The organism is Streptomyces sp. NPDC093600 (assembly GCF_044764755.1).
Lineage (GTDB): Bacteria > Actinomycetota > Actinomycetes > Streptomycetales > Streptomycetaceae > Streptomyces.
Genome location: NZ_JBIWIU010000002.1, coordinates 543,054 through 560,373 on the forward strand (window position 1 = coordinate 543,054; position 17,320 = coordinate 560,373).

The 17,320-nt window shown below is 72.3% G+C and carries 15 protein-coding genes; 7 read left to right on the forward strand and 8 right to left on the reverse strand.

What is annotated here, in order from left to right:
- Positions 1 to 38 precede the first annotated feature (38 nt).
- Entirely contained in the window at positions 39 to 1,127 is a 1,089-nt protein-coding gene (gene cobT / locus ACIRB4_RS08125) for a nicotinate-nucleotide--dimethylbenzimidazole phosphoribosyltransferase (RefSeq protein ID WP_403289228.1), read from the reverse strand.
- 44 nt (positions 1,128 to 1,171) lie between these two features.
- A complete protein-coding gene (locus tag ACIRB4_RS08130) occupies positions 1,172 to 2,374 on the reverse strand; it encodes a bifunctional adenosylcobinamide kinase/adenosylcobinamide-phosphate guanylyltransferase (protein WP_403289229.1) in 1,203 nt (400 codons plus the stop codon).
- A 92-nt stretch (positions 2,375 to 2,466) separates the two neighbouring features.
- Between ACIRB4_RS08130 and ACIRB4_RS08135 the strand changes: the two genes are divergently transcribed.
- Complete coding sequence (locus ACIRB4_RS08135; protein ID WP_356888990.1) at positions 2,467 to 2,673, forward strand: hypothetical protein; 207 nt, start codon at positions 2,467 to 2,469, stop codon at positions 2,671 to 2,673.
- Positions 2,674 to 2,743: 70 nt separating this feature from the next.
- Here the strand turns inward: ACIRB4_RS08135 and ACIRB4_RS08140 are convergent, their stop codons facing one another.
- The 4 genes from ACIRB4_RS08140 to ACIRB4_RS08155 form a co-directional block, all read right to left on the reverse strand.
- Entirely contained in the window at positions 2,744 to 3,832 is a 1,089-nt protein-coding gene (locus ACIRB4_RS08140) for a S1C family serine protease (protein ID WP_403289230.1), read from the reverse strand.
- A 51-nt stretch (positions 3,833 to 3,883) separates the two neighbouring features.
- Complete coding sequence (locus tag ACIRB4_RS08145) at positions 3,884 to 5,653, reverse strand: ABC transporter ATP-binding protein (RefSeq protein WP_403289231.1); 1,770 nt, start codon at positions 5,651 to 5,653, stop codon at positions 3,884 to 3,886.
- Between the two features lie 190 nt (positions 5,654 to 5,843).
- A complete protein-coding gene (locus tag ACIRB4_RS08150) occupies positions 5,844 to 6,554 on the reverse strand; it encodes a class I SAM-dependent methyltransferase (RefSeq protein WP_403289650.1) in 711 nt (236 codons plus the stop codon).
- 101 nt (positions 6,555 to 6,655) lie between these two features.
- Positions 6,656 to 7,252: a DUF3043 domain-containing protein gene (locus ACIRB4_RS08155; protein WP_356888987.1), complete on the reverse strand. Its 597-nt coding sequence runs from the start codon at positions 7,250 to 7,252 to the stop codon at positions 6,656 to 6,658.
- A gap of 271 nt (positions 7,253 to 7,523) precedes the next feature.
- Between ACIRB4_RS08155 and ACIRB4_RS08160 the strand changes: the two genes are divergently transcribed.
- From ACIRB4_RS08160 to ACIRB4_RS08180, 5 genes are all read left to right on the forward strand, one after another.
- The gene (locus ACIRB4_RS08160) at positions 7,524 to 8,321 is read left to right on the forward strand and encodes a PspA/IM30 family protein (RefSeq protein ID WP_403289232.1); all 798 of its coding nucleotides are present in this window, start codon (positions 7,524 to 7,526) and stop codon (positions 8,319 to 8,321) included.
- 56 nt (positions 8,322 to 8,377) lie between these two features.
- Positions 8,378 to 8,656 carry a hypothetical protein gene (locus tag ACIRB4_RS08165; RefSeq protein ID WP_403289233.1) on the forward strand — a complete coding sequence of 93 codons (279 nt, stop codon included), beginning with the start codon at positions 8,378 to 8,380 and terminating at the stop codon, positions 8,654 to 8,656.
- 87 nt (positions 8,657 to 8,743) lie between these two features.
- Positions 8,744 to 9,973, forward strand: coding sequence for a sensor histidine kinase (locus ACIRB4_RS08170; protein ID WP_403289234.1), 1,230 nt, complete (start codon positions 8,744 to 8,746; stop codon positions 9,971 to 9,973).
- On the forward strand, positions 9,970 to 10,662 hold the full coding sequence (locus tag ACIRB4_RS08175; protein WP_403289235.1) for a response regulator: 693 nt from the start codon (positions 9,970 to 9,972) through the stop codon (positions 10,660 to 10,662). Before ACIRB4_RS08170 ends, ACIRB4_RS08175 begins: the two co-directional genes overlap by 4 nt.
- A gap of 148 nt (positions 10,663 to 10,810) precedes the next feature.
- Positions 10,811 to 13,930: an efflux RND transporter permease subunit gene (locus tag ACIRB4_RS08180; RefSeq protein WP_403289236.1), complete on the forward strand. Its 3,120-nt coding sequence runs from the start codon at positions 10,811 to 10,813 to the stop codon at positions 13,928 to 13,930.
- A 62-nt stretch (positions 13,931 to 13,992) separates the two neighbouring features.
- Here the strand turns inward: ACIRB4_RS08180 and nadA are convergent, their stop codons facing one another.
- Entirely contained in the window at positions 13,993 to 15,174 is a 1,182-nt protein-coding gene (gene nadA, locus ACIRB4_RS08185) for a quinolinate synthase NadA (protein ID WP_403289237.1), read from the reverse strand.
- A 264-nt stretch (positions 15,175 to 15,438) separates the two neighbouring features.
- Here nadA and ACIRB4_RS08190 point away from each other — a divergent pair, with 264 nt between their 5' ends.
- On the forward strand, positions 15,439 to 15,795 hold the full coding sequence (locus ACIRB4_RS08190) for an iron-sulfur cluster assembly accessory protein (RefSeq protein ID WP_018848827.1): 357 nt from the start codon (positions 15,439 to 15,441) through the stop codon (positions 15,793 to 15,795).
- Positions 15,796 to 15,874: 79 nt separating this feature from the next.
- Here ACIRB4_RS08190 and ACIRB4_RS08195 read toward each other — a convergent pair whose 3' ends face one another.
- Entirely contained in the window at positions 15,875 to 17,284 is a 1,410-nt protein-coding gene (locus tag ACIRB4_RS08195; protein WP_403289238.1) for a hypothetical protein, read from the reverse strand.
- Positions 17,285 to 17,320 lie beyond the last annotated feature (36 nt).

Here is a 17,320-nt window from a genome sequence, read left to right on the forward strand (position 1 = left end):
CGCGTGGCGGAAGGACGCGCCCGGTGCCGTGATCCGTCTCAGCTCTCCTCGTCCGCGGAGACCGCCGCGGGCTCTTCCGGAATGGTCGGTTCCGGTCGCTCCGGCAGCTCGGCGGCCAGTGCGGCCGCGGCCTGGACGAGGGGAAGAGCGAGCAGCGCCCCGGTTCCCTCGCCCACAGTGACGCCCTGATCGAGCAGCGGGTTGAGCGCCATCCGGTCCAGCGCCTTCGCCTGCGCCGGCTCCCCGCTCACCTGACCCGCCAGCCACCAGTCCGGCGCACGGAACGCCGCCCGCTGCGCCACCAGCGCACAGGCCGCCCCCACCACACCGTCCAGGATCACCGGCATCCGCCGCACCGCGCTCTGCAGCAGGAACCCCGTCATCGCCGCCAGATCCGCGCCGCCGACCGCCGCGAGGAGCTCCAGCTGATCGCCCAGGACCGGCCGCGCGCGCCGCAGCGAGTCCCGGACGGCCGCGCACTTGCGCATCCAGGCCAGATCGTCGATCCCCGCGCCGCCCCGGCCGGTGACCACCGAGGCGTCCGTGCCGCACAGCGCCGCGACCAGGGTGGCCGCCGGCGTCGTACCGCCGACGCTCAGATCACCCAGGACGACCAGGTCCGTGCCCGAGTCGGCCTCCTCGTCCGCGATCGCGACGCCCAGCTCGACCGCCGCCACGGTCTCCTCGGCGGTCAGCGCGTTCTCGACGTCGATCCGGCCGCTGCCCCGCCGCACCCGGTGCCGTACCACCTCGGCGGGCAGCAGCTCCGGATCGCAGTCCAGACCCGCGTCCACCACCCGCACCGGCACGCCGGCCCGCCGGGCCAGCACCGCCACCGGGCTCGCACCGTCGAGCACCGCGCGGACCAGCTCGTACGCGGTACCGGCGGGACGGCCCGACACCCCGAGCGAGGCCACCCCGTGATCACCCGCGAAGAGCACCACCCGCGGTTGCTCGATCGCCCGCACCTTGACCGAACCCTGCGCCGCCGACAGCCACTCGCCCAGCTCGTCGAGCCGGCCGAGCGCGCCGGGCGGAACGATCAACCGCTCCCGGCGCTCCTCGGCGTCACGCCGTATCCCGCCGTCCGGGCGCTCGATCAGATCGGAGAAGTCGTCCAGGTTCAAGGCTCTTCCTCGTGACGTCGGCGATGGCCATGGGTGATCGCACCCTACCCGCGCAGCACCAGGGCCTGTCCCGAGACGACGAGGAGCACCTGCTCGCACTCGTCGCCGAAGGCCGCGTTCAGCCGGCCCAGCTCGTCCCGGAAGCGGCGCCCCGACGCCGTGGCCGGGACGACTCCCGAACCGACCTCGTTCGTCACGGCGACGACCGTACGGGAGGTGGCGCGCACCGCCGCCACCAGCTCGGCCGTCCGCTCCCGCAACTCCTCCTGCCCGCCGTGCGCCCACCGCTCGTCGTCCCAGGCCCCGGCCCGGTCCATCGCGTCCGTCAGCCACAGCGACAGACAGTCGATCAGCAGGGCCGGACCGTCGGACCCGAGCAGCGGTACGAGATCGCACGTCTCGGCGGTACGCCAGGAACCCGGCCGCCGGTCACGGTGCAGGCTCACCCGCTGCGCCCACTCCCGATCGCCCTCCCGCGTCCCGCCGGTCGCCACGTACAGCACCTCGGGGAAGGTCTCCAGACGCCGCTCCGCCTCCACCGACTTGCCCGACCGGGCGCCCCCGGTCACCAGCGTGCGCCGCGGCACGTCGGTCACGGCGTGGTACTCCCCGACGTACAGCGTCGTCCCGTCCGGCACCGCCCGCGCCCCGGCCGCCGCGAGCCGCCGGTCCAGCTCGGCACCGCCCGGGACGTCATGGTCCAGGTGGGCGGCGACCACATCGGTGCTCGCCCCGACAGCCCCGGTCGCCCGGAGCCTGGCGAGCGCGTCGGGCCGTCCGGTGACATCCAGGACGACCATGTCGTACGGGGTGCGGTGCGCGTCCGGCAGCCCGGCCGGGGCGCCGCCCGGAGGCAGATAAAGCAGCCGCTCGCCGTCCGGGGAGATCACCTCGTAGCCGGTCCCCGGCGAATCCATCGGCAGGGCCCGTACCCGGTGCCCGCTGATCAGGGTCAGCTCCCGCCCGTCCGGGACCCGCCCCGCCGCCGGCAGCCCGGCCGGCACCTCCACGGCCGGCCCGTCGTGCGGATGCGTCAACAAGACCTGCCGTACGCCCACCAGCGAGTGCCCGGACCGGGCGGCGGCCAGCGCGGCCCCCGGCGTCAGGTCCAGCAGCAGCGCCCCGTCCACGAGCAGGGCGGTGGCCGCCCGCGCCTGCGGTCCACGAGCGGTCGCGCACACGGCGCAGGGGCAGTCGGGGCGGGGGAGCCCGAGGGGGGCACCGGTGCCGAGCAGAGTCAGTTCCACCCTCAGATCCTCCCGCGTCACCGCGAGGGGTGCGCGCCCGGCTACGCTGCGGGCAGGAAACCGATCATCCGGTGAGCCTTCAGGAGGCGGACATGGCATGGACGTGGCGGTTCGAGAAGTCCGACGGCACGGAGGTCCAGCCGGCGGTGGCGCCGGAGGAGTTCACGACCCAGGGAGACGCCGAGTCCTGGATCGGTGAGTACTGGAAGGACCTCCTGGAGGGCGGCGCGGACCAGGTGACGCTCTCGGAGGACGGCACGAAGATCTACGGCCCGATGCCGCTGAACGCGGAGGGCTAGAGCCCCCGGACCGCGGACCCCGGCCTCGTGGTCGTGCCTGCCCCGGCGGAGGGAGGCCACGACCACGAGGTCACATCTTGCCCAGCGTGACCTCCGCCCGGGACTCCCGGCCCGCCCGCTCGTACACCACCGTCACCCTGTCGCCCGGCTTCAGCGCGGCCAGCGCCTCCGACAGCGACGTGATCGTCGTGATCGGCTCGTCGCCCACCCGGGTGATCACGTCCCCCGGCCGCAGCCCCGCCCTCCCCGCCGCCCCGTTCGCCGGCGCCTCGACCACCGCGACCCCCGACGGCTCGTAGGCGTCGTCGAGCACCGTCCGGCCGATGATGTTCAGGGCCGCCCGGCCGGAGTCGGTCACCCTGCCGCTCTCGATGATCTGGTCGGCGACCGTCCTGACCATCGAGGCGGGGATCGCGAACCCGATCCCCGGCGCCGCGCCGCCGCCCATCTGCGGGTCCGTCGCCGCCAGTGTCGGGATGCCGATGACCTCGCTGTCCAGATTGACCAGCGCGCCCCCGCTGTTGCCCGGGTTGATCGCCGCGGACGTCTGCACCATGTTCCCGATGGTCGCCCCCGTACCACCGCCGGCACGGCCCGCGCTGACCGTGCGGCCGGTCGCCGACACGATGCCCTGGGTGACGCTGCCCGACAGACCCAGCGGGGAGCCCATCGCCAGGACGATCTGCCCCATGTCGACCTTGGCGGAGTCGCCGAACTTCGCCGGTTTCAGCCCCTGCGGGACGGAGTCCAGCTTGATGACGGCGAGATCCTGCTCGGGGTACGCCGAGACCAGCTTGCCCACCACCGGCTGCCCGCCGGTCGCCGCCGTGACCCGGAAGCTCTCCTCCCGCCCGATCACGTGCGCGTTGGTGACGATGTGCCCCTTGGCGTCGTACACCACTCCGGAGCCGAGGCTCTGCGAGGCGTCGATCTGGACGACGGACGGCAGCACCGCCTTGATGACGGCCCGGTAGTCGTCCTGGAGGTCGTTTGCCGCGAGCGGGGCGGCCGCCTGCGTGGAGCGCTCCGCCTCCGGCACCGCACCAGATGTGCAGCCGCCGGCCAGGGCGGCGGCGCAGGCCCCGGCGGCGAAGGGCAGCAGCAGACGGCGCGTACGGGCACGAGCGAGGCAACGGGCGCGGGCACGGGAGACGTCCATGTCCGGAGTATCCCGTTCACCCCGTAGGACCGGCCCGGTGAGCGCCGCCGATCAGGGGGCCGACGACAGGAACTGCGTGGCCGCCAGCTCCCCGTACAGCTCGTCGCCCGCGACCAGCTCGCCGTGCGTGCCCACCGCCCGGACCCGCCCCGACTCCATCACCACGATCCGGTCCGCCAGCGTCACCGTCGACAGCCGGTGCGCCACCACCAGGACCGTCACCTCGCGGGCCGCCTCCGCGACCACGTCGCGCAGCGCCAGCTCGTTCACCGCGTCCAGCTGCGAGGTCGCCTCGTCCAGCAGCAGCAGCCGGGGCCTGCGCAGCAGCGCCCGGGCGATCGCCACCCGCTGCCGCTCACCGCCCGACAGCTTGGACCCGCGGTGGCCGACGACCGTCTCCAGACCGTCCGGCAGCCGCTCGACGAGCCCGTCGAGCCTGGCCCGTACGAGCACGTCCCGGATCTCCTCCTCCGTCGCCTCCGGCGCGGCGAACACCAGGTTCTCGCGCAGCGTGCCGGAGAGGACCGGGGCGTCCTGCTCGACGTACCCGATGGCCGCGCGCAGATCGGGCAGCGACCAGTCGCGTACGTCCTTCCCGTCGATCAGGACCCGGCCGCCCGAGGGTTCGTAGAAGCGCTCGATCAGCCCGAACAGGGTCGTCTTGCCCGCGCCGGACGGGCCGACGAAGGCGGTCATCCCGGGGCCGCGGACGGTGAAGGAGACGCCCTGGTGGACGAGAGGGAGGTCGTCGCGGTAGCGGAAGGAGACGTCCTCGAAGACGACCGAGGCGGGGCCGTCCGCCACCCCGCCCGCGGCCGGCTCGCCCAGCTCCTCCGTCGCGAGGCGCTCGGCCTCCAGGATGCGGCCGATCGCCGCCGAGCCCACCTGGTACTGCGTCGCCGCGTCGACCAGCTTGGAGACGGGCTCGATCAGATAGAAGAGGAAGAGCAGGAAGGCGATGAGCGAGGAGACGGAGATCGCTCCGGACGCGACCCGGGCGCCGCCGATGCCGAGCACCGCGAGGAACGACACCTGCACGGCGAGCCCGATCGAGGATCCGGCCACCGCCTGCCACTTCGCCGAGCGCACCCCGTGCCGCCAGGCCTCGTGCGCCGCCGCCTCGACGACCGCGGTCTCCCGCTCCTCGGCGCCGGACGCCTTGATCGTACGGAACGCGCCGAACGCCCGCTCCAGGACCGTGGAGATCTCGCCCACCGCCTCCTGGGAGCGTTTCGTGGCCCGCGAGATCCTCGGCATCACGAACGCGACCGCGCCGCCGATCAGCGCGATCACGCCCACGGTGACGCCGAGCAGGACGGGGTCCATCAGCCCCATCAGCACGAGCGTCGCCACGAAGGCGAGTCCGCCGGTCGCCGCCGAGACCACCGACTGGGTCGTGACCGCGCGCAGCAGGGTGGTGTCGGAGGTGACGCGGGACATCAGATCGCCCGGCTGGGTCTTCTCCACCTCGGGCAGCCGCAGCCGCAGCAGCCGGCCGATCAGCGTGCGGCGGGCGGCCAGGACGACGGACTCGGCCGTCCGCTCCAGGATGTACGCGCCGAGCGACTCGATCGCCGTCCCGACGACGACCAGGGCGGTGAGGAGGAGCAGGATCCCGGCGACCGATCCGCCGTCGCCTAGGCGCTCCACGAGAGCCTTCGCGGCGAGCGGCTGGGCGAGCCCGCCGGCGGCGCCGGCCAGCGCGAAGAGCGCACCGAGGGCGACCGTCCGGCGATGCGGCCGGAAGTGGGCGTAGAGCGCGCGCCACACGTCGCGTGCGGGCACGGGGGAAGCGGCGGCGGGGGAGGTGTCGGTACTCACGGGGAGGAGGACGCGGCAGCACCCCGGTCACCTGACGCGGCAACCGAACCGGCGGGAGCGCACCGGCGCACACACAGGCAAGGCCGCGCGCCCATGCGCCGTCTCGGTGCCGCGCGCCGTCTCGGTCCCGCGGGCCTCCGTAAGGCCGCCGGGCAAAGCCCCCAGCGCCTCCGGGGCGGAAAGGCTCCCGCTAGCCCCGGACCCCGCACAGGTGCAGGAGCGCCGCGATACGGCGGTACGGGTCCGTGCGGCCCGCGCGGTCCTCCGCCATGAAGAGCCGGTCCAGTTGCTCGGCGGACGGCAGTCCCTCGTCACCCGGCACGCCGTCGGTGAAGACCCGTACGCCGTACCAGGCGTGCAGCGGCGCCGCGATCCCCGCGAGCGTCGCCGTCAGCGCGTCGAGCCGGTCGGCGCGCACCTTGAGGCCGTTGTCGTCGGTGTACACGTCCGACTCGAACCCGGCCAGCGCGCCCGCCCAGTCCCCGGCGAGTCCCGGCCGCATGGCCAGTGCCTCCGCGTTCCGTACGACCAGGGACAGCAGGCCGCCGGGCGCCAGCATCCGGGCCAGGCCGGCGAGGAGCGCGTCCGGCTCGTCCGCGTACATGAGCACGCCGTGGCAGAGCACGACGTCGAAGCTGCCCGGCAGGAAGTGCACCCCGGTCTCGCGGCCGTCGCCCTCCACCAGCCGGACCCGCTCGCGGATCCCGGCCGGCTCGGTGGCCAGCGCCTCACGGGCGGCCTTGAGCAGCTCGGGGTCGGCCTCCAGACCGGTCACCGTGTGCCCGGCCCTGGCCAGCCGCAGGGCCTGGGTGCCCTGCCCCATGCCCGCGTCGAGTATCCGCAGCCGCTGCCCCACGGGGTAGCGGCCGGCTATCTGCTCGTCGAGCTGGCGGGCGATCATCTCCTGGCGGACGGTCTCGCGCAGGCCCCCGTGACCGGCAGGCCACGGGGACACGGCGGGCAGCAGCGGGCCGCCCGTGGCAGAGCCGGAGCCGTTCCCGCTCAGGGCCGCTCTCCGCGCTTGACCTGCGGCTTCGGCAGTCGCAGTCGGCGCATCTGGAGCGTACGCATGAGGCCGTAGGCCACCGCGCCGCGCTTGGACTCGTTCGGGAAGCGCTCGTTCAGCTGCTTCTTCAGCCGCAGCCAGATGCCGATCGAGTCGATGACGATCATGACGATCACACCGAGCCAGAGCAGCAGCGAGATGTTCTGCAGCGCCGGGACGCGGATCATCGACAGCACGAGGATCACCACGGCCATCGGGAGGAAGAACTCCGCGATGGCGAAGCGCGAGTCGACGAAGTCGCGCACGAAGCGGCGGACCGGACCCTTGTCACGGGCCGGCAGGTAACGCTCGTCGCCACTGGCCAGCGCCTCGCGCTGACGGGCGAGGTCCGCGCGGCGCGCCTCTCGCTGGCGCTTCATGGCCTCCTTGCGGTCGGTCGGCACCGTCGCGGCACGGCGGCGCTGGGTCTGCGCCTCGCTCCGCTTCGGAGTCGGGCGGCCCTTGGGGGCCTCGGGGTCGCGGGGCTGCTTGGAGAGGTCCGCCGTCACCTTGTCGGTGGGGGCCTTCTCTTCCTTCGAACGGCTACGGAACACAAAACCCAAGGGTACGTGGTGGGGGGCATGGACCCCAGCCCCGGCGGGAACGATCCGCTAACGGCCCGCGTCTGTGGGGGTACGCACGGAAGACGGGCACGGTCACCCCGAGATCCCTCTACTCCCTGGGCGGGAGGGAAACCGCACCGCAGTCGTCCTTGGGGAGGAGCACATCCGGCCCCGAACAGTGCGGTAATGGATACAGGGACCGTACTGTGGATCCTGTTGGAGTGCTTGAGCCGAGTCCGTCAGAAGGGGGCGCGCGAAGCCCATGAGCGGTGTCATGAAGCGTATGGGGATGATCTTCCGCGCGAAGGCAAACAAGGCCCTTGACCGGGCCGAGGATCCGCGCGAGACCCTCGATTACTCCTACCAGAAGCAGCTGGAGCTGCTGCAGAAGGTCCGGCGGGGCGTCGCCGACGTGGCGACCTCGCGCAAGCGGCTCGAACTGCAGCTGAACCAGCTCCAGGGCCAGTCCGCCAAGTTGGAGGACCAGGGCCGCAAGGCGCTGGCGCTCGGCCGCGAGGACCTGGCGCGCGAGGCGCTGTCCCGGCGGGCGGCGCTCCAGCAGCAGGTGAGCGACCTGGAGGTGCAGCACCAGACGCTGCAGGGCGAGGAGGAGAAGCTCACGCTCGCCGCGCAGCGGCTCCAGGCCAAGGTCGACGCCTTCCGTACGAAGAAGGAGACGATCAAGGCGACGTACACGGCGGCGCAGGCCCAGACCCGGATCGCCGAGTCGTTCTCCGGTATCTCGGAGGAGATGAGCGACGTCGGCGTGGCCATCCAGCGCGCCGAGGACAAGACGGCCCAGCTGCAGGCCCGGGCCGGCGCGATCGACGAGCTGCTCGCCTCGGGCGCGCTCGACGACCAGTCGGGCCTGGCGAAGGACGACATCCAGGCCGAGCTCGACCGGCTGTCCGGAGGCACGGACGTCGAGCTGGAGCTCCAGCGGATGAAGGCCGAGCTGGCGGGAGGCCCCGCGGCCTCGAAGCAGGCCATCGAGGGCGGCACCGGAACGGCGGCGCCGCAGGACCAGCAGCAGTCGAACCCCCGTTTCGACAAGCAGTGACGAACCTTGAGCGGTCACCATCCCTGAGCGGTAACGAGCCCTAAGGACGGCGCGTCATGATCGTACGGATCATGGGGGAGGGCCAGTGGAAGCTGGCGGACAGTCACTTCGCCGAGTTGAACAAACTCGACGACGAGCTGCTGGACGAGATGGAGTCGGGTGACGGCGCGGGCTTCCGCCGCACCCTCTCCGCCCTGCTCGACGCCGTCCGCACGCTCGGTTCCCCGCTCCCGGACGACGCGCTGGAGCCGTCCGAGCTGATCCTCCCGTCTCCCGACGCGACCCTCGAAGAGGTCCGCGAGATGCTCTCGGACGACGGGCTCATCCCGGGCTGAGCCCAGGCACCCGACACTCCCGGTGCCCCGCGCCCCTTCCCGGGGGCGCGGGGCACCGCCGTGCGCCACCCCGTACCGTTGCCCGGTGTGACCTCCCTCGACAGCGGGTTCTCGCGCGGCCGGCACTGGCTGCGGACGCACCCCCTCGCCTTCGACGCCGGCCTCGCTCTCGCCGTGCTCGTCTGCATGGTCACCGGCTCCTTCGCCGATCCCCACGGCAGCCCCAACGGCCCGACGTTCGGCGACCGCACCCCGGACGCCTCCAGCGTCCTGCTCATGGTGCTGGGGGCCGCCGCCCTCGTCCCGCGACGGCGCGCGCCCCTCGCGGTCCTCGGCTTCACCTCCGCGGTCGCCCTCGTCGAGCTGCTCGCCGACGACAGGCCCGCGCCCGTCGCCATGGCCGCCGTCGTCGCGCTCTACACCGTCGCCTCCCGCACCGACCGCCCCACCACCTGGCGCGTCGGCCTCGCCACCATGACGGTGCTGACCGCCGCCGGGATGCTCTTCGGCCCCACGCCCTGGTACGCCCAGGAGAACCTGGGCGTCTTCGCCTGGTCCGGCATGGCCGCGGCCGCCGGTGACGCCGTCCGCAGCCGGCGGGCCTTCGTCGACGCCATCCGGGAGCGGGCCGAACGCGCCGAACGCACCCGCGAGGAGGAGGCACGGCGCCGTGTCGCCGAGGAGCGCCTGCGGATCGCCCGCGACCTCCATGACGTGGTCGCCCACCACATCGCGCTGGTCAACGTCCAGGCCGGGGTCGCCGCGCACGTCATGGACAAGCGCCCCGACCAGGCCAAGGAGGCCCTCGCGCACGTCCGCGAGGCCAGCCGCTCGGCCCTCAACGAGCTGCGCGCCACCGTCGGTCTGCTCCGCCAGTCCGGCGACCCGGAGGCCCCCACCGAGCCGGCGCCCGGCCTCGGCGTCCTCGACGAACTGCTCACCACCTTCCGCAACGCCGGTCTCCCCGTCGAACTGGCCCGCACCGACGACAGCGCCGCCCTGCCCGGGGCCGTCGACCTCGCCGCGTACCGGATCATCCAGGAGGCGCTGACCAATGTGCGCAAGCACGCCGGGCCGGACGCCAGGGCGGAGGTGAGCGTCGTGCGGGTCGGCCGGACGATCGAGATCACCGTCCTCGACGACGGCAGGCCCAAGGACGCCCCCGCCGACACCGGTACGGGCGGCCACGGCCTGATCGGCATGCGCGAGCGGGTCACCGCCCTCGGCGGCACCCTGACCGCCGCCCCCCGTTACGGCGGCGGCTTCCGCGTGCAGGCGATACTGCCCACCACGGCCCGTACGGGGGAGGACACATGACGATCCGGGTGCTGCTCGCCGACGACCAGGCCCTGCTGCGCAGCGCGTTCAAGGTGCTGGTGGACTCCGAGCCGGACATGGAGGTGGTCGCCGAGGCCGCGGACGGCGCCCAGGCCGTCGCCCTGGCCCGGTCCGCTAAGGCGGACGTCGTCCTGATGGACATCCGCATGCCCGGTACGGACGGGCTCGCCGCCACCCGCATGATCACGGAGGACCCCGAGCTGTCCGCCGTACGGATCGTCATGCTGACCACCTTCGAGGTGGACGAGTACGTCGTGCGGTCGCTCCGCGCCGGCGCCTCCGGCTTCCTCGGCAAGGGGGCGGAACCGGAGGAACTCCTCAACGCCATCCGGATCGCCGCCGCCGGCGAGGCGCTGCTCTCGCCCGTGGCGACCAGGGGACTGATCGCCAGATTCCTCGCCCAGGGCGGCGGTGCGGACGGTGAGGAGGGGCAGAACGCGCCGCGGCACTCCGAGCGCCTGGCCGCCCTCACCACCCGCGAACGCGAGGTCCTCGTCCTGGTCGCGGGCGGCCACTCCAACGACGAGATCGCCGAACGCCTCCACGTCAGCCCCCTCACGGTCAAGACGCACGTCAACCGGACCATGTCCAAGCTCGGCGCCCGCGACCGGGCTCAACTGGTGGTCACGGCCTACGAGTCGGGTCTGGTACGTCCGAAGGTGGAGTGAGGGAGCACCCCGGCGTACTCCAGGCGCGGTACGCGCGGGACGAGGAAGTGGGTCCGGGGGCCGAGGATCCGGCGCCTCCCATGGCTGATCGTGGAGGCGGGCACCTGTCACCGCCCGCCTGCCGAGCACGCCACAGAAGAGAGACCCCATGTCCTGGCTGTCCAGATTCAGCCTCGCACAACGGGCCCTGATAGGGCTGATGTCCATCGTCGCCATCCTCTTCGGAGCGATCGCGATCCCGCAGCTGAAGCAGCAGTTGCTGCCCTCGATCGAGCTCCCGATGGTCTCGGTCCTCGCCCAGTACCAGGGCGCCTCCCCCGAGGTGGTCGAGAAGCAGGTCGTCGAACCGCTCGAGAACACCCTTGAGGCCGTCGACGGCATCACGGGCGTCACCGCCACCGCCTCCGAGGGCAACGCGGTCATCATGGCCACCTTCGACTACGGCGACGAGGGCACCAAGCAGCTCGTCGCCGACGTCCAGCAGGCCGTGAACCGGGCCAGGACCGCCCTGCCCGACGGCGTGGACCCCCAGGTCGTGGCGGGCTCGACCGACGACATCCCGACCGTCGTCCTCGCCGTCACCTCGGACAAGGACCAGCAGGCGCTCGCGGACCAGTTGGAGCGGACCGTCGTCCCGGCCCTGGAGGACATCGACGGGGTCGGCCAGGTCTCCGTCGACGGCGTCCAGGACCTCCAGGTCTCCATCACCCCCGACGACGCCAGGCTCGCCGCGGCCGGCCTGAACACCATGAAGCTCGCCGAGGCCGTCCGGGCCGGCGGCGGCACGGTCCCGGCCGGCTCGTTCTCCGAGGCCGGCAAGAGCCGCACGGTCCAGGTCGGCGGCGGCTTCACCTCGCTCCGGCAGATCCAGGACCTGCGGATCAAGTCCGAGAAGGGCAAGGCGGTCCGCCTCGCCGACGTGGCCACGGTCAAGCAGGAGGAGTCCTCCCGGGTCTCCCTCACCCGTACCAACGGCAAGCCGAGCCTCGCCGTGATGGCCACCATGGACAACGACGGCAGCGCCGTCTCCATCTCCGACGCGGTCAAGGAGAAGCTGCCCGAGCTCCGAGAGGACCTCGGCGCGGGCGCCGAGCTGACCGTGGTGTCCGACCAGGGCCCGGCGGTCTCCAAGTCCATCTCCGGTCTGACCACCGAGGGCGCGCTCGGGCTCGTCATGGCCGTCCTGGTGATCCTGGTCTTCCTCGCCTCCCTGCGCTCCACCCTGGTCACGGCGGTCTCCATCCCGCTCTCGGTGGTCCTGGCGCTCATCGTGCTGTGGACCCGCGACCTGTCGCTCAACATGCTGACGCTGGGCGCCCTGACCATCGCCATCGGCCGGGTCGTCGACGACTCGATCGTGGTGCTGGAGAACATCAAGCGGCACCTCGGCTATGGCGAGGAGCGCCAGGCGGCGATCCTCACGGCCGTACGGGAGGTGTCGGGCGCCGTCACCTCCTCGACCCTCACCACCGTCGCGGTCTTCCTGCCGATCGGGCTGGTCGGCGGCATGGTGGGCGAACTGTTCGGGTCGTTCAGCCTGACGGTGACCGCCGCCCTGCTCGCCTCCCTGCTGGTCTCCCTGACCGTCGTCCCGGTCCTGTCGTACTGGTTCCTGCGCGCCCCCAAGGGCACGTCCGCGGACCCGGACGAAGCCCGGCGGCTGGCCGAGGAGAAGGAGAACAGGAGCCGGCTGCAGCGTCTGTACGTCCCGGTCCTGCGGTTCGCGACCCGGCGCCGCCTCACCAGCGTGGCGATCGCGGTCGTCGTCCTCATCGGCACCTTCGGCATGGCCCCGCTCCTGAAGACCAACTTCTTCGACCAGGGCGACCAGGAGGTCATGAGCATCAAGCAGGAGCTGGCCCCGGGCACCAGCCTTGCGGCGGCCGACGAGGCCGCGAAGAAGGTCGAGAAGGTGCTCGCCGCCACCGGTGGCGTGAAGGACTACCAGGTCACGGTCGGCTCCTCGGGCTTCATGGCCGCCTTCGGCGGCGGCACGGGCGCCAACCAGGCCTCGTACCAGGTGACGCTGGAGGACTCGGCGTCGTACGAGAAGACCCGCGACGCCATCGACGAGGCGCTGGGCGCGCTCGACGGCATCGGCGACACGACGATCGCGGCGGGCGACGGCTTCGGCAGCCAGGACCTCAGCGTGGTGGTCAAGGCGGCCGACGCGGACACGCTGAAGAAGGCGTCCGAGGCGGTCAAGGCCGGCGTGGCGGAGCTCGACGACGTCACCGACGTCCAGAGCGACCTGTCCCAGTCGGTGCCGAGGATCTCCGTCCGGGCCAACGCCAGGGCGGCGGAGGCGGGCTTCGACGACACCACGCTCGGCATGGCCGTCGCGCAGGCGGTGCGCGGCACCCCGGCCGGCAAGGCGATCCTCGACGACACCGAGCGGGACGTCGTCCTCACCTCCGCGAAGCGGGCCACGACGATGGCCGAGCTGAAGGCCCTGCCGCTCGGGCCGGTCAGGCTCGGCGACATCGCCGACGTGAAGCTGGTCCCCGGCCCGGTCTCGATGACCCGGATCGACGGCTCGCGGGCGGCGACGATCACGGCCGAGCCGACCGGTGACAACACCGGCGCGGTGAGCGCCGCCCTCCAGACGAAGATCGACGGGCTTGACCTGCCGGAGGGCGCGAGCGCCTCCATCGGCGGTGTCTCCGAGGACCAGTCCGAGGCGTTCGGCAACCTGGGGCTGGCGATGCTGGCGGCGATCGCGATCGTCTTCATGCTCCTGGTGGCGACCTTCAGATCGCTGATCCAGCCGCTGATCCTGCTGGTCTCGATCCCGTTCGCGGCGACCGGGGCGATCGGTCTGCTGCTGGTGACGGGTACGGCGATGGGCGTCCCGGCGATGATCGGCATGCTGATGCTGATCGGCATCGTGGTGACCAACGCGATCGTGCTGATCGACCTGATCAACCAGTACCGGGCGCAGGGCGTCGGCGTCGTCGAAGCGGTCGTCGAGGGCGGCCGCCACCGGCTGCGCCCGATCCTGATGACGGCCCTGGCGACGATCTTCGCCCTGCTCCCGATGGCGCTCGGCATCACGGGCGAGGGCGGTTTCATCGCCCAGCCGCTCGCCGTGGTCGTGATCGGCGGCCTGATCACCTCGACACTGCTGACGCTGCTGCTGGTCCCGACGCTCTACGCGATGGTCGAACTCCGCAAGGAGCGCCGCGCGAAGAAGAAGGCGGCGAAGCGAGCGGCGAAGACGGGCGAGACCCCGGTCCCGCCGCAGGCGAAGGAGCCCGCAGGCGTGTAACCGCCCCCGCACGCCGAAGGGGCGCCCCCAAACGGGGGCGCCCCTTCACGCGTGCCCGCTGCCTACGGCAGCGCCAGCATCCGCTCCAGGGCCAGCTTCGCGAAGCTCTCGGTCTCCTTGTCGACCTCGATCCGGTTGACCAGGTTGCCCTCGGCCAGCGACTCCAGCGCCCACACCAGGTGCGGAAGGTCGATCCGGTTCATCGTCGAGCAGAAGCAGACCGTCTTGTCGAGGAAGACGATCTCCTTGTCCGGGTGCGCGTTGGCCACGCGCCGGACCAGGTTCAGCTCTGTGCCGATGGCCCACTTCGAGCCGGCCGGGGCCGCCTCCAGCGTCTTGATGATGTACTCCGTCGAGCCGACGTAGTCCGCGGCCGCCACGACCTCGTGCTTGCACTCCGGGTGCACGAGGACGTTCACGCCCGGGATCCGCTCGCGCACGTCGTTGACCGAGTCCAGCGAGAACCGGCCGTGCACCGAGCAGTGCCCCCGCCACAGGATCATCTTCGCCGCGCGCAGCTCCTCGACGGTCAGGCCGCCGTTCGGCTTGTGCGGGTTGTAGAGGACGCAGTCGTCCAGCGACATCCCCATCTCGCGGACGGCGGTGTTGCGGCCCAGGTGCTGGTCGGGCAGGAACAGCACCTTCTCGCCCTGCTCGAAGGCCCAGTCCAGGGCCCGCTTGGCGTTGGACGAGGTGCAGATCGTGCCGCCGTGCTTGCCGGTGAACGCCTTGATGTCGGCCGAGGAGTTCATGTACGAGACGGGCACGACCTGCTCGGCGATCCCGGCCTCGGTCAGCACGTCCCAGCACTCCGCGACCTGCTCGGCGGTGGCCATGTCGGCCATCGAGCAGCCCGCCGCCAGGTCCGGCAGGACGACCTTCTGGTCGTCGGTGGTGAGGATGTCGGCGGACTCGGCCATGAAGTGCACACCGCAGAAGACGATGTACTCGGCCTCCGGACGCGCCGCCGCGTCGCGGGCGAGCTTGAAGGAGTCGCCGGTGACGTCCGCGAACTGGATGACCTCGTCGCGCTGGTAGTGGTGGCCGAGGACGAAGACCTTGTCCCCGAGCTTCTCCTTCGCGGCGCGGGCGCGCTCCACCAGGTCGGGGTCGGAGGGCGACGGCAGGTCGCCGGGGCACTCCACGCCGCGCTCGCTCTTCGGGTCGGCCTCGCGGCCGAGCAGCAGGAGGGCGAGCGGCGTCGGCTGAACGTCCAGGGGCTGGGCGGTGGTCACGTCACGCACCCTTTCTTATCTGCGGAGCGAGCCTTTTCGTCGAAATGACGCTATCTATGATAACCGCTTCACGTCACTTTGACGATGTCCATAGTGTCGATGTGACGAAAGTCCGCACGGCGGCCTGGACAGCGGCGCGTGACCCTTCCGCGGCCGGTGTGCGAGCATGAAGAGGAAAAGACGCGAAAGCCGAGCCTCGCCCGGAATGATTCCGGCGTCCCGCCGGTTGCAACCGTCGGCAAGCAGTCTCCGTACACACCGGGAGAGAAGCAGATGTCCGTATCGGACGAGAAGACCACTGTCAGCGACGGCATCCTCCTGTCTGACGCCGCCGCGGCCAAGGTCAAGGCCCTGCTGGACCAGGAAGGCCGCGACGACCTGGCGCTGCGCGTCGCCGTTCAGCCCGGCGGCTGCTCCGGCCTGCGTTACCAGCTCTTCTTCGACGAGCGCTCGCTCGACGGCGACGTCGTCAAGGACTTCGACGGCGTCAAGGTCGTCACCGACCGCATGAGCGCCCCCTACCTCGGCGGCGCCTCCATCGACTTCGTCGACACCATCGAGAAGCAGGGCTTCACGATCGACAACCCCAACGCCACGGGCTCCTGCGCCTGCGGCGACTCGTTCAGCTGACCCCTGAACGCGCACGACGTACGAAGGCGGCCGCCCGGATTCCGGGCGGCCGCCTTCGTGCATGCTCGGGGGAGCGCGGCTACTTCCTGGGCACGGGCTCCCCGCTCGCCGCGTCCACGACCGTCCTGCTGCCCAGCGGCTGGTCCAGCGTCACCGTCTTCGTCACCTCCACCGCGATGGCGATGCACGCCCGGTCCGGGTCGGCGGGCTTCTCGCTCACCCGCACCGTGACCTTGCCGGGGCTCTCCTGCGCGGTCGCCGTGTACGTGCTGCACACCCCGCCCCAGAAGGTCACCGACAGCTTCCGGCCGTCCGCGTCCGTCCGGTACGAGCCGATCTGCCGCGGCGTGCCCTCGTCCGAGGGGGCCGGGGACGGCTTCGCCGGCGGCGCCAGATGCTCAGGAGCCACCGCCGTGTGCACGACCGTGTGCGGCTCGGCCCCTGCCTCGGCCTCGACCCGGAACAGCCACGACGGTACGAGCGCCCGCTTGCCGTCCACGAACTCCGAGGCGAGACCGAGCGTCGCGCCGGTCACGGCCAGCTCCCGCGGCCGGGCATCCGGCTCGCAGGTCACCGTGGGAACGTCCGCGCCCGCCGGCGGGGCGGTCGCGCAGCCGCCGATGCCGATCGGCCCGCCGGCCGACGACTTGTTCAGCTCCTTCAGCGCCTGCTCCGCGCCGATCACCGGATACGTATGGCTCTTCACCGGCTCCTTCAGCTGGCCGCTGCCGGCCACCGGAGAGCCTTCCGGACCGACCTGGATCCCGGTCGACCAGCCGTACGTCGGCAGCCCGCCCACGACCGGGTCCGCGTTGACCACGCGCACCGAGCCGCTCATCACCTGGGTCGCGTCCAGCTTCGCGTCGCCCTGCCCGATCGCCTTGAGCACCGGCGCGGCCGCGGCCTTCGCCGCCGCCTCGCTCACCGGCGTACCGCCGCGCGGCGGCTTCGGCTCGCCCGGAGGCGGACACGCCCTGCCCTTGAGGCAGGCGTCCCCGGCCGGGCCGCCGTCGTGCCGCGAGAACGTCCAGCTGCCCGGAGCCTCGGCCGACACGTCGAGCCGCAGCCCGGAGCCGTCCTTCTCGGGCGCCACCTTCCAGACCGCGCCCTCCAGCCTCGGAGCGCCCGGGATGCCGAGCGCCTTCGCCAGCCGGGTCACCTCCGCCGAGGTGACCCGGCCCTCTGGCCGGTGGACCGCGGCCGAGGAGGGCCCCTGGGGGAGGGGACCCTTGGCCTTGTAGACGGCACCGCCGTCGTTCGGGTCCGGCTCGCCGGGCGCGATGCCCGGGCCGTCGCCCACGCCGCTGTCGCTCTTGCCGTCGAGGTGCAGCCGCGGGGGAGTGGCGGCACCGCTTCTCGTACCGTCACCCCCGTCGGAGGCGGTGGTGGCGAAGAACGCGCCCCCGCCGCCGACCAGCAGCACTCCCGCCGTCACCGAGGCGACCAGCAACGGCGTACGTTTCCGCCGGGGGTTCTCCGTACCGCTCACCGCATCGCTCCTTCGTCCCGCCGAAATCTCTGGAAG

Bases quoted from the DNA above. Each gene is read 5' to 3' on its own strand.
- ACIRB4_RS08165 (WP_403289233.1), top strand. From the start codon at position 8,378: ATGATCGTACGGATCATGGGGGAGGGCCAGTGGAAGCTGGCGGACAGT.
- ACIRB4_RS08175 (WP_403289235.1), top strand. From the start codon at position 9,970: ATGACGATCCGGGTGCTGCTCGCCGACGACCAGGCCCTGCTGCGCAGC.
- ACIRB4_RS08190 (WP_018848827.1), top strand. From the start codon at position 15,439: ATGTCCGTATCGGACGAGAAGACCACTGTCAGCGACGGCATCCTCCTG.
- ACIRB4_RS08160 (WP_403289232.1), top strand. From the start codon at position 7,524: ATGAGCGGTGTCATGAAGCGTATGGGGATGATCTTCCGCGCGAAGGCA.
- ACIRB4_RS08150 (WP_403289650.1), bottom strand. From the start codon at position 6,554: ATGATCGCCCGCCAGCTCGACGAGCAGATAGCCGGCCGCTACCCCGTG.
- ACIRB4_RS08135 (WP_356888990.1), top strand. From the start codon at position 2,467: ATGGCATGGACGTGGCGGTTCGAGAAGTCCGACGGCACGGAGGTCCAG.
- ACIRB4_RS08180 (WP_403289236.1), top strand. From the start codon at position 10,811: ATGTCCTGGCTGTCCAGATTCAGCCTCGCACAACGGGCCCTGATAGGG.
- ACIRB4_RS08140 (WP_403289230.1), bottom strand. From the start codon at position 3,832: ATGGACGTCTCCCGTGCCCGCGCCCGTTGCCTCGCTCGTGCCCGTACG.